Origin of the sequence: Burkholderia sp. DN3021, from assembly GCF_049805555.1 — a bacterium.
Classification (GTDB): domain Bacteria; phylum Pseudomonadota; class Gammaproteobacteria; order Burkholderiales; family Burkholderiaceae; genus Burkholderia; species Burkholderia pyrrocinia_C.
This window is the reverse complement of sequence record NZ_JBNCAB010000201.1, coordinates 1-2,292: the sequence shown is the minus strand read 5'-3', so window position 1 is coordinate 2,292 and position 2,292 is coordinate 1. Positions and strand designations below refer to the sequence as shown.

The following is a 2,292-nucleotide window of genomic DNA, read 5'->3' as shown; positions in this document are numbered from 1 at the left end:
CAACTCAATAAGTTCGTCCCTAATGTTTGCCGCGCTACTCTGCGGGGTTTTGCACATACGTCGATGAAAGAATAAGGTGCAACTTCACCTGCGCGTATCACTGAAGGTTGCTTTCGCGAAAGCGGTTCAAATAGCGCGCTACTTTCTTCAATTGCTTGGCCAGGCGTCAGAACACTGGCTCGGAGTGTTATCGATCCATCGGCGCTCGGCTTAATAGTCGCGGTTCGTCCGAGCGCCTCTACTTCGTCGCCGGCGGCATTCATCAAGTTAATATTCACGTCATTCGCAGACAATCGCCCTCCCATGCTCGAGGGCAATTGCCCATTAAGGCGTTTCGGCAGGTTCAAATATTTCCGGATACTCTTTGTCAATCGAGTAACTGGACTAACGAGCAGATCCGGCGAAACAGGCGATACCACGTCCGCCGCAGCATACGCTGCAGATGCCAGCGCTTTCAATCCGACCTTCCTAAGCGCTGGAGCCTCTTTAGCTAGCTCGGCCAGCACTTTCATTGTCAATTTTTTCCCCGTCAAGCCTTTTGTTATGCCCGTCCGCATGGCGCGCTTAAATGCTTCCCCAAGAACCTTCGTTGTGGCCGCCGAAAGCTTCCCCGCAGTGCCGACAAACGGAATAATCGAAAAAATCGTACTAAAAACATCGAACGCTATGCTCAATCCATCAACCTTATGATCCTTGTCAACGGCAGACATATAGATTTCTTCAGCAAATGGGAGGAACATTATTACGTATTGCCACCACTGTCGGTCCTCAAGGCCACCTTTCAATGAAGCAACCAACTCCTCCAAACCGCTACTGGCGACCGCTGTTGCGAGTGGATATAGTCCTTCGCCATTTTTTGACAGATCCAGATTTAAATTTTGCGCAGCAGTCAGTTGTGGAAATGCTTGTCGAACATAGCCCTGTCGATCTCCTTCAAATCCGATGGATCTATAGTCATCCCCGAAGAGCGGCTTGAGAACCTCGTCAATAAGGACCTTCCCCTCAATATCTATGTATGGACTCGTCCTGGACGAACCTCGTTGCCACCTCGCCTCCTTCTGCTTTATATCATCTCTTTCTTTGGGAAGCCCACTTTGCATCGATGCCTTTATCTTCTGCAGTACCCGACTTGACCTAACTTGATCTGCGCTGAATACCTTGGCCTTCGACTTACCATTAATTACAGCAATCGCAATCATTCGGCCATCAGCCATCTCAACGAAAGCCATTTTACCGACGGCATCATTTGGGCTAGCATACGCATGCGGCTCCTTGATATAATCTGCGGCCGTCCGATGATCGTTTAAATCGATATACTTTCTACTCCAATCGCCGCCATTTTTGAGGAGTTCCCCAAGTCCACGGCTGTATGACCAGTACAGGCGCAAGTCAGCTCCGAGAGCAGCTACTGGCTTCATCGCTGATATTTCATACTCCGTTAGACCCGCCGCATGCAACATATTTAGCGCGACCGATTTCGCATCGTAAGCCCAGCTGCTCTTTTTGTACTCAACGAATTGATTAAAATATTCTTCTTTGCTCGAACATTCATTACTTCTCTTGAAGCTGCCAATGTCTATGTGATCATCGGGCAGGCTATTAATCAAGTTCAGTGAAGGCAAATAATGCTCCACGAAACTATAAAAATCCTCAAGCATGTCAGGGTGCCATGCTAGATGTGCTGTCAGCCCATCTGTGCGAACCATGTAGAATGCCATCGACGCGGATTTCAGGAGGTATTGCTTCACCTCATCGGAAACAGACTCGTTAATTATTATTTGATTATATGCGTCAATATAATAGTCGGCATCGAAATTTTTCCCACTCGTGTCGATGCCGAATTTTTCAATGACCAACTTGGCGGCAAATTTCTTTGCCTCCAAGATCGCCTGATATCCACGATATTGACCAGAAGATACTCCATACTCCTTCAACCTCTTATAAATGGCATGGTCGGCCATCGCTTCCGTGAATAAATTCAACGCGTGATGTTTTTTTACATTGGTCAATTCTATTTGTGCCTCCGACTCCGGATCGGAGGGCAGGCCATCCTTATAATCTGCGTTTGATGTAAATCCGCGCTTTGCAATAAAATAGTCAACCAATTCTCGGCCATGAGAATAAATCTCATCCTTATAAATTTTAGCAAAGGCATCGGGCAGCATCTCAGGTGGCATAGAGGAGATTGCGCTGCTCATTTTTCGAGAGAAAGATTGTTCGGCTTGGCGAATCCCGTATGTATAGATTGATTCCGCTGACATTTTCGTAATGTCATCGATGGGCTTTCCAGAA

At 47.3% G+C, this 2,292-nt stretch carries 1 protein-coding gene; it reads right to left on the bottom strand.

Annotated features, from left to right (window positions below; genetic code table 11):
• On the bottom strand, positions 1-2,198 hold a 2,198-nt coding region (locus tag ACPUER_RS36370), incomplete at its 3' end, for a hypothetical protein (protein ID WP_425133533.1).
• Between the last annotated feature and the right edge of the window lie 94 nt (positions 2,199-2,292).